General features: G+C 72.8%; 10 protein-coding genes. 8 read left to right on the top strand and 2 right to left on the bottom strand.

Annotated elements, in window-relative coordinates:
• The first annotated feature begins 7 nt into the window (after positions 1-7).
• The 3 genes from RBJ77_RS38830 to RBJ77_RS38840 all read left to right on the top strand — a co-directional run bounded on the left by RBJ77_RS38830 (position 8) and on the right by RBJ77_RS38840 (position 3,018).
• On the top strand, positions 8-1,051 hold the full coding sequence (locus tag RBJ77_RS38830; RefSeq protein WP_372349262.1) for a dihydrodipicolinate synthase family protein: 1,044 nt from the start codon (positions 8-10) through the stop codon (positions 1,049-1,051).
• On the top strand, positions 1,035-2,045 hold the full coding sequence (locus tag RBJ77_RS38835; RefSeq protein WP_372349263.1) for a hydroxyacid dehydrogenase: 1,011 nt from the start codon (positions 1,035-1,037) through the stop codon (positions 2,043-2,045). Before RBJ77_RS38830 ends, RBJ77_RS38835 begins: the two co-directional genes overlap by 17 nt.
• Before the next feature lie 124 nt (positions 2,046-2,169).
• Entirely contained in the window at positions 2,170-3,018 is an 849-nt protein-coding gene (locus RBJ77_RS38840) for a fumarylacetoacetate hydrolase family protein (protein ID WP_372349286.1), read from the top strand.
• 12 nt (positions 3,019-3,030) lie between these two features.
• Here RBJ77_RS38840 and RBJ77_RS38845 read toward each other — a convergent pair whose 3' ends face one another.
• Together RBJ77_RS38845 and RBJ77_RS38850 are read right to left on the bottom strand one after the other, a co-directional pair.
• Positions 3,031-3,675, bottom strand: a complete 645-nt coding sequence (locus RBJ77_RS38845) for an MBL fold metallo-hydrolase (protein ID WP_372349264.1) — start codon at positions 3,673-3,675, stop codon at positions 3,031-3,033.
• The gene (locus RBJ77_RS38850) at positions 3,675-4,760 is read right to left on the bottom strand and encodes an S-(hydroxymethyl)mycothiol dehydrogenase (RefSeq protein WP_372349265.1); all 1,086 of its coding nucleotides are present in this window, start codon (positions 4,758-4,760) and stop codon (positions 3,675-3,677) included. Before RBJ77_RS38850 ends, RBJ77_RS38845 begins: the two co-directional genes overlap by 1 nt.
• Positions 4,761-4,953: 193 nt before the next feature.
• Here RBJ77_RS38850 and RBJ77_RS38855 point away from each other — a divergent pair, with 193 nt between their 5' ends.
• The 5 genes from RBJ77_RS38855 to RBJ77_RS38875 form a co-directional block, all read left to right on the top strand.
• Complete coding sequence (locus RBJ77_RS38855) at positions 4,954-5,736, top strand: ABC transporter permease (protein ID WP_372349266.1); 783 nt, start codon at positions 4,954-4,956, stop codon at positions 5,734-5,736.
• Between the two features lie 63 nt (positions 5,737-5,799).
• Positions 5,800-6,135: a DUF6191 domain-containing protein gene (locus RBJ77_RS38860; protein ID WP_372349267.1), complete on the top strand. Its 336-nt coding sequence runs from the start codon at positions 5,800-5,802 to the stop codon at positions 6,133-6,135.
• An 88-nt stretch (positions 6,136-6,223) separates the two neighbouring features.
• On the top strand, positions 6,224-6,691 hold the full coding sequence (locus RBJ77_RS38865) for an SRPBCC family protein (protein ID WP_372349268.1): 468 nt from the start codon (positions 6,224-6,226) through the stop codon (positions 6,689-6,691).
• 74 nt (positions 6,692-6,765) lie between these two features.
• The gene (locus RBJ77_RS38870; RefSeq protein ID WP_372349269.1) at positions 6,766-7,347 is read left to right on the top strand and encodes an SMI1/KNR4 family protein; all 582 of its coding nucleotides are present in this window, start codon (positions 6,766-6,768) and stop codon (positions 7,345-7,347) included.
• A gap of 124 nt (positions 7,348-7,471) precedes the next feature.
• A partial coding sequence (locus RBJ77_RS38875) for an ANTAR domain-containing protein (protein ID WP_372349270.1) occupies positions 7,472-7,817 on the top strand: 346 nt, incomplete at its 3' end.

Consider the following 7,817-nt stretch of genomic DNA (forward strand, 5'->3'; position numbering starts at 1 on the left):
CCGCACCATGACCCGCACCCTGTCCGACTCCCTGGACGTGCTCCGCGAGGGCACCGTCATCCCCGCCCATCCGCTCGCCCTGGACGCCGACCGCCACCTCGACGAACGTCGCCAGCGGGCGCTGACCCGCTACTACCTGGCGTCGGGTGCGGGCGGCGTCGCCGTGGCCGTGCACACCACCCAGTTCGAGATCCGCGAACCCCGGGTGGGCCTGTTGCGGCCGGTCCTCGAACTGGCCGCCGAGACGGTGCGCGCCGAGGCGGGCCGCCCGTTCGTGAAGGTGGCCGGTGCCTGCGGCTACACCGCTCAGGCGGTCGCCGAGGCGGAGCTCGCGGCGTCCCTCGGCTACGACGCGGTCCTGCTGAGCCCGGCCGTGCCGGGCGCCGACGAGAAGGGGCTCCTGGAGCGGGCCCGGGCGGTCGGTGAGGTGCTGCCGGTCATCGGGTTCTACCTCCAGGAGGCCGTCGGCGGACGCTACTTGTCGCCGGAGTTCTGGTCGGCGTTCGCGGACCTGCCCAGCACCGCGGCCGTGAAGATCGCCCCCTTCGACCGGTACCGCACGGCCGACGTCGTGCGGGCGGTGGCCGCCGCCGACCGCGCCGCCGAGGTCGTCCTCTACACCGGCAACGACGACGACATCGTCGGCGATCTGCTCACCCCGTACGACACGGCGGGCGGCCGCCGCTGGTTCGCGGGCGGACTGCTCGGCCAGTGGGCGGTGTGGACCCGGTCCGCGGTGACCCTGCTCGAGGACGTCCGGGCGGCGCGGGCCGGCGACCACGAGGCGCTGCTGCGCTGTCTGACCCGCCGCCCGGAGCTCACCGACGCCAACCAGGCGGTGTTCGACGTCCGCGGCGCGTTCCGCGGCTGCATCGCCGGAGTGCACGAAGTGCTGCGCCGCCAGGGCCTGTTGGCGGGAACCTGGTGCCTGGACCCGGCGGAGACGATGTCGCCGGGTCAGGCGGAGGAGCTGACGCGGGTGGCGGCGGCGTATCCGTGGCTGACCGACGACGCGTTCGTGAAGGAGCACCTGGATGAATGGCTCGCCTGAACCCCGTGTGGTGGTCGGTGTACCGCCGGACCTGCGCGCCCAGTTCTTCACCGAGGCGACCTGGGGGCGGCTCGCGGCGGCGGCGCGGCTGACCGTCCTCGACGCGCACACCGACCGGGCGGCCCTGGCGAAGGCGCTGCCCGGGGCCCGCGCCCTGATCACGTCCTGGGGATCACCTCAGGTCGACACCGAACTCCTGGCTGCGGCACCGGAGTTGGAGCTGATCGCGCACACCGGGGCGGCGATCGCCGCCTACGTCACCGAAGAGGTGTTCCGGCGCGGCATCCGGGTCACGCAGACCGGCGAGGAGATGGCGCGGCCCGTGGCGGAGGCCTCGCTCGCGTTCACGCTGGCCCTGCTGTACCGGGTGCACCGCTCCGACCACGCGCTGCGCACCGGCGCGTCCTGGGCGGAGGCGGGCGCGGGCCCCGACCGGCACGAGATCCGTGGCAGCGAGATCGGGGTGATCGGCGCGTCCCGCACGGGCCGCGCCTACGTCGCCCTGGCACGGGCGCTCGGCGCCCACGTCTCGGTGGCGGATCCGTATCTGAGCCCGGCGGAGGCGGAGCGGCTCGGCGTCCGACTGCGCCCGCTGGACGAGCTGTTGGGCCGCAGCAGGATCGTCGCCGTGCACGCGCCCGCCACGGCCGAGACCCGGCACCTGCTCGACGCGCGCCGGCTCGCGCTGCTCCCGGACGGCGCCGGACTGGTGAACACGGCCCGCTCCTGGCTGGTCGACGAGCAGGCGCTGGTGGCCGAGGTGCGCAGCGGCCGGATCGACGCGGCGATCGACGTGTTCGACGCCGAGCCGCTCCCCGTCGGCCATCCCTTCAGGGCCCTGCCGAACGTCCTGCTGACCCCGCACACCGCGGCGGGCACCGTCGAGTGCCGGCAGCGGCTCGGCGCGAGCGCCGTCACCGAGGTGCTGCGCCTCCTCGACGGGCAGCCGCCGCTGACCGCCGTGGGGCCGGACGCACTGGTACGGCTGCACTGACCCCCGTGACCGACCTCCGTAACGGACCTTCGTGAACGACCTCCGTAACGGACCCCGTACGACGTCGTGCGCGGCCCCGTACCCGCACGGCACGGAACAGCACCCATTGGAGAGCACACCCCTCATGCGTCTGATGCGCATCGGCCCCGCGGGCCGCGAACGGCCCGTCCTCGCCGTCCCCGACGGCCGGCACTTCGACCTGTCGCCGGTCACCGACGACATCGACGGCGCGTTCCTCGCCGCGCTCGGCGAACGGCCGGACCTGGTACCGCCGCCCGCCGACCTGACGGAGACCGACATCACCGGGCAGCGCGTCGGCGCGCCCGTGGCCCGGCCGTCCGCCGTCCTGTGCATCGGCCAGAACTACGCGGCGCACGCCGCGGAGTCGGGCGCCGAGCCGCCGGAGCGGCCGATCCTCTTCTACAAGTCGCCGAACACGCTGGTCGGCCCGTACGACGACGTGCTGATCCCGCGCGGCGGCGAGAAGACCGACTGGGAGGTGGAGCTGGCCGTCGTCATCGGCCGCCGCGCCTCCTACCTCGACTCGCCCGACGAGGCACTCGCGCACGTCGCCGGGTACGCGGTCAGCAACGACGTCTCCGAACGCGCCTTCCAGCTGGAGGAGTCGGGCGGCCAGTGGTCGAAGGGCAAGAGCTGCGCCACGTTCAATCCGCTCGGACCGGTCCTGGTGACGTCGGACGAGGTGGGCGATCCGCAGGGGCTGCAGCTGCGCTCCTGGGTGAACGGCGACCCGCGCCAGGACTCGGTGACCGCCGACATGATCTTCTCGGTGGCCGAGATCGTGCACCACCTGTCGCAGTACCTGGTCCTGGAGCCGGGCGACGTCATCAACACGGGGACGCCGCAGGGCGTGGCCCTGTCGGGCCGGTTCCCCTACCTCGGCCCGGGCGACGTGATGGAGATGGACATCGCCGGGCTCGGGCGGCAGCGCTCGGTCTGCCGCCCGGCCTGAGCGACCGCGGCCTCAGTGGCCGCGCTTGATCCACTCGTCGAGCTGCGGCGCCTCCGCCCCGATCGTCGTGCTGTCACCGTGTCCGGTGCGCACGACGGTCTCGGGCGGCAGCGTGAGCAGCCGCTCCCTGATCGACTCGACGATCGTCGGGAAGTCGCTGAACGTCCGTCCCGTGGCGCCCGGTCCGCCCTGGAACAGGGTGTCGCCGGTGAACACGGTGCCCAGCGCGGGCGCGTACAGGCTGACCGCGCCGTGGCAGTGGCCCGGCGTGTGCAGCACCGTCAACTCGACACCCGCAACGGTCAGTTGCTGCCCGTCGGCGAGGTCCGCGTCGGGCGCCCGGTCCGGGTGCGTGCGCTTCCACAGGTCGGTGTCGGCGGGGTGCAGGAGGATCGGCGCGCCGGTGCGCTCGGCGAGCGCGGGGGCGGCGTCGATGTGGTCGTCGTGCGCGTGGGTGCACACGATGGCGACGAGCCTGCGGTCGCCCACGGCGGCGGCGATGGCATCGGCGTCGTGCGCGGCGTCGATGACGACGGCCTCCTCGTCGTCGCCGACGATCCACACGTTGTTGTCGACGTCCCAGGTGCCCCCGTCGAGGGAGAACGTCCCGGAGGTCACCAGGTGCTCGATGCGGGCGCCGGAGCTGCTCTGCGTCATCAGAACATCACCACCGAACGCAGCACGTCGCCGTGGTGCATCCGCTCGAAGGCCTTCTCCACCTCGTCGAGCGCGATGGTCTCGGTGACGAACGCGTCGAGGTCGAGGCGGCCCTGGCGGTAGAGGTCGATGAGCATCGGGAAGTCGCGGGACGGCAGGCAGTCGCCGTACCAGGACGACTTCAGCGAGCCACCGCGGCCGAACACGTCGAGCAGCGGCAGGTCGATCCGCATCTCCGGCGTCGGCACGCCGACGAGGACGACGGTGCCGGCCAGGTCCCGGGCGTAGAAGGCCTGCTCGTAGGTCTCCGGGCGGCCGACGGCCTCGATGACGACGTCCGCGCCGAAGCCGCCGGTCAGCCCGCGCACCGCCTCGACCGCGTCGGTGGCACGGGAGTTGACGGTGTGCGTGGCGCCCAGCGAACGGGCCGTCTCCAGCTTCTTGTCGTCGATGTCGACCGCGATGATCTTCGAGGCGCCGGCCAGGAGGGCGCCCACCACGGCCGCGTTGCCCACGCCGCCGCAGCCGATGACGGCGACCGAGTCGCCGCGGCCGACCCCGCCGGTGTTGATCGCGGCGCCGATGCCCGCCATCACGCCGCAGCCCAGCAGGCCGGCGGCGGCGGGCGAGGCGGCCGGGTCGACCTTGGTGCACTGCCCGGCGGCGACCAGCGTCTTCTCGGCGAACGCGCCGATGCCCAGGGCCGGGGTCAGCTCGGTCCCGTCGGCCAGGGTCATCTTCTGCTTGGCGTTGTGGGTGTCGAAGCAGTACTGGGGGCGGCCGCGCAGACAGGCACGGCACTGGCCGCACACCGCACGCCAGTTGAGGATCACGAAGTCGCCGGGCGCGACCTCGTTCACCCCCTCGCCGACGGACTCGACGATCCCGGCGGCCTCGTGCCCGAGCAGGAACGGGAACTCGTCGTTGATCCCGCCCTCCCGGTAGTGCAGATCGGTGTGACAGACCCCGCACGCCTGGATCTTCACCACCGCCTCACCCGGTCCCGGGTCCGGCACGGTGATCGTCTCGATCGTCACCGGTGCGCCCTTGGCCCGCGCGATCACGCCCTGCACCTGCTGTGCCATGACGGTCAGCTCTCTTTCTCTCCACACGTACTCAACTCTTTGCTGCCACCCCATCGTCGCGCACGGGTCCGACGGGGAACAGCACCGGTGCCCACGTCGGAGCGATTCCTGGGATTCTTCGGACATCCGAAGAGAGTCCTGCCGGACTCCGGCGGGACTCCGTCAGGACTCCGTCAGGACCTAGGCTGCTGCCGTGCCTGATCGGACCCTCGCGGCATCGTCCACCCTGCTGCCCGTCGACGGCGTCCTGGCCGGGGTCCTCGTCGCGTTGCTGGTGGTGGCCGCGGCGGTGGCGGCCGTCTGCCGGCTCGCCCCGGACGCGTCGCGGCGCCGGGCGCGCGACATCGTGGTGGCGGGGGTGCGGGCGACGGTCCAGCTGGGACTGGTCTCCCTGGTGATCGGCTGGGTGGTCCGGCACGGTGCCGCGCTGCTCGGCTTCCTGCTCCTCATGTTCGTGGTGGCCGCGCGGACGGCGGGCCGCCGGATCACGCCGAACCGGAGCTGGGTGTGGGCGGCGCTGCCGATCGCGGCGCCGGTGGCCCCGGTCGTCGGGGCCCTGGTCGCGTCCGGTCTCCTCCCCTCCCGGGGCATCGCCCTCGTCCCGGTCACCGGCATCCTCATCGGCGGGGCGCTGACGGCGACGGTGCTGGCGGGCCGGCGCGCCCTCGACGAGCTGACCGCGCGCAAGGGCGAGGTGGAGGCCTGTCTGAGCCTGGGTCTCCTCCCCCACGAGGCGCACCTGGAGATCGCCCGCCCGGCCGCGTCGGACGCCCTCCTCCCCGGCCTCGACCAGACCCGCACGGTCGGCCTGGTGACGCTTCCCGGGGCGTTCGTGGGGATGCTCCTGGGCGGCGCGTCACCGGTGACGGCGGGCGCCGTCCAGCTCTTCGTCCTGGTCGCGCTGATGGCCGTGCAGGCGATCGCGGTGGCGACGACGGTGGAGCTGGTGGCGTGGGGGCGGCTGCACCGGGGCTAGCCCAGGACGATCCGATACTCGGGCGGGACACGAGGGAGGACGCCCGGGCTGGATACTGGGGCCATGCAGTTCATCTTCTTCATGACGCTGCCGGGCCTCGTGGTCGTCCTGACGGTGCTGGCCTTCGTCGACCAGCTCCTGCTGCGGGCCGGACGGGCCGGTGTCCTCCCCTGGCGCAACAGCGCCCGGCAGGGCCAGATATCGGCGACCGGTTTCGAGCAGCTGCACGCGAGCCTCTCGCCGGGCAAGCAGAACGAGCTGAAGGAACGGCAGTCGGCGCTGGTCATGCCGGACGACGAGGACGACGGGGCACCGCCGAACCGCACCACGGTGGACCTCGACGGAGGAACCGCGGTCGTGCGCCTGGGCCGAGGACGTGCGGCAGGCGGGGCTGCCTAGGCACCGGCCGCATAGCAGCGGACCTTAGGAACAGGCCCCAGGAACAGGCCCCAGGAGCGGGCCCCGGGAACGGGCCTAGGATCGGTCCATGAGCAGGACAGACCGCGCGAGCCGGGTGATCGCGGCACCCCCGGCGACCGTCTACGACGCGCTCCTCGACCGCGAGTCCCTGCAGACCTGGCTGCCGCCGGAGGGCATGAGCGGCCGGATCGAGCGGTGGGACCCCCGCCCCGGCGGCGGGTTCCGGATGATCCTCACCTACCTCGATCCCACCGAGAGCCCGGGCAAGACGTCGGACGCCACGGATGTGGTCGACGTCGAGTTCGCGGCGCTGGAACGACCGGCGCGCGTGGTGCAGCGCGCCGTGTTCGAGGCCGACGACCCGGCGTTCGCCGGCACGATGACGATGACCTGGCAGCTCACCGCGGCCGACGCCGCGACGGAGGTCACGGTCACCGCGACGGGGGTGCCGTCCGGCATCGACCAGGCGGTGCACGAGGCCGGGATCTCGTCGTCGCTGGCCCACCTCGCGTCGTTCGTCGAGGGCAGCCGCTGAGACGACCGCCGAGGCGACCGTCTGCGGGTCGGCATGATCCTGGAGAATGTGCGCGCCGCTGAGAGGAGCGCGACATGACCGACGACGACCTGTTCCGAGCTGTCCTGGCCAGGGTGGCCCAGGGGCGACCGAACGACTCCTCGTACGCCTTCCCGCTGCCCGACCCCGCCCCCATCGAGGCGGTGGAGGAGTTCGAGCGCGTCGTCGGCCACCCCATGCCCCCGCTGGTGCGCCGCATCTACCTCGAGATCGCCGACGGCGGGATCGGCCCCTTCGGCGGCAGCTACGCGCTGGAGGACGAGGACGAGCCGCTGGGGATGCTCAACGGCTACACCGAGTACCTCCACGCCAGGCTGGACCCCGAGGAGGCGCCGCCGCCGCCCGCCGGAGTGCTGTTCTTCTGCGACATGGGCTGCGCGCAGTCGTTCCTGCTCGACTGCCGCCATCCGGAGGGGCAGATGTGGTGGTGGGCAGAAGGCGACCGCCACAAGCTGGACCTGACCTTCCCTCAATGGCTCGGGGCGTGGCTGGAGGGCCAGAGCTGGTCCGGGGGCTCGGCTCACGAGGTCATCAACTCACTGAAACTGCCGGACGAATCGTGGATCGGCTCATGGGCCACGGACGATCTCGTCATCGAGGTCCCCGACACGCCGTAGCCGACTCCCGCGCAGTCGAAGACCTCGCCATGAAGGCCGAGGAGCAGGGTTGCAGGGTGCGGAGGCGGCGGGCACGGTGGTGGGACATGGCAATGCGGCTCTCCCATGTCCCCGGAGGCAGGATGTGAAGCCTGACGCACCGCAGCCGCCCGAGCCCACCGCGTACCGGGAGGCGGCCGAGGCAAGGATGAACGAGCTGGAGGGCGAAGTCAGCCAGCTCAAGCACGCGGTGGCCTCGCACGCCGACATCGACCAGGCCATCGGCGTCGTCCTCGCGGTCGGCAGGCTGACCCCGGCCGAGGCCTGGGACGTCCTGCGCGAGACGTCCATGCGCACGAACACCAAGCTTCACCGGCTCGGCGAGCTGGTGGTGGAGTGGGGCCGCGGCGGCGAGCTGCCCGCGGACATCCGCACGGAAATGGACCGCCAACTCCACACGCGCCAGGCCCAGAAGGCCGCCGAGCGCCGGG

The sequence above is a fragment of the Streptomyces sp. KL116D genome (assembly GCF_030766975.1).
Taxonomy (GTDB): Bacteria; Actinomycetota; Actinomycetes; order Streptomycetales; family Streptomycetaceae; genus Streptomyces; species Streptomyces longispororuber_A.

Excerpts from the sequence above, each read along its gene's own strand:
- RBJ77_RS38830 (WP_372349262.1), top strand. The coding sequence starts at position 8 with ATGACCCGCACCCTGTCCGACTCCCTGGACGTGCTCCGCGAGGGCACC.
- RBJ77_RS38835 (WP_372349263.1), top strand. The coding sequence starts at position 1,035 with ATGAATGGCTCGCCTGAACCCCGTGTGGTGGTCGGTGTACCGCCGGAC.
- RBJ77_RS38840 (WP_372349286.1), top strand. The coding sequence starts at position 2,170 with ATGCGTCTGATGCGCATCGGCCCCGCGGGCCGCGAACGGCCCGTCCTC.
- RBJ77_RS38845 (WP_372349264.1), bottom strand. The coding sequence starts at position 3,675 with ATGACGCAGAGCAGCTCCGGCGCCCGCATCGAGCACCTGGTGACCTCC.
- RBJ77_RS38850 (WP_372349265.1), bottom strand. The coding sequence starts at position 4,760 with ATGGCACAGCAGGTGCAGGGCGTGATCGCGCGGGCCAAGGGCGCACCG.
- RBJ77_RS38860 (WP_372349267.1), top strand. The coding sequence starts at position 5,800 with ATGCAGTTCATCTTCTTCATGACGCTGCCGGGCCTCGTGGTCGTCCTG.
- RBJ77_RS38865 (WP_372349268.1), top strand. The coding sequence starts at position 6,224 with ATGAGCAGGACAGACCGCGCGAGCCGGGTGATCGCGGCACCCCCGGCG.
- RBJ77_RS38870 (WP_372349269.1), top strand. The coding sequence starts at position 6,766 with ATGACCGACGACGACCTGTTCCGAGCTGTCCTGGCCAGGGTGGCCCAG.